Origin of the sequence: Acinetobacter sp. Ver3, from assembly GCF_000632455.1 — a bacterium.
Classification (GTDB): Bacteria; Pseudomonadota; Gammaproteobacteria; order Pseudomonadales; family Moraxellaceae; genus Acinetobacter.
The window spans coordinates 1-242 of the sequence record NZ_JFYL01000206.1 but is presented as its reverse complement, the minus strand read 5'-3'; the positions used below and the strand labels follow the sequence as shown (position 1 = coordinate 242).

General features: G+C 40.5%; 1 protein-coding gene. It reads left to right on the top strand.

Annotation, left to right across the window (positions count from 1 at the left end):
• Window positions 1–242: DDE-type integrase/transposase/recombinase (locus CL42_RS16405; RefSeq protein WP_416202033.1), on the top strand; the 242-nt coding region annotated here is incomplete at both ends.

Genomic DNA, 242 nt, shown 5'->3' with positions numbered 1-242 from the left:
CATCATATAGGACGACGTCATACACGTACTTTAATGAAGAAAATGGGTATTCAGGCGTTATATTGCAAACCAAATTTAAGCCAGGCTAATCAAGCTCACCGTAAATATCCATATCTGCTCAAAGGGTTGGCTATTCAGCGCAGTAATCAAGTGTGGTCTACGGATATAACGTATATCCCTATGGCAAAAGGCTTTGTTTATTTATGTGCTGTGATTGATTGGCATAGCCGCAAGGTACTTGC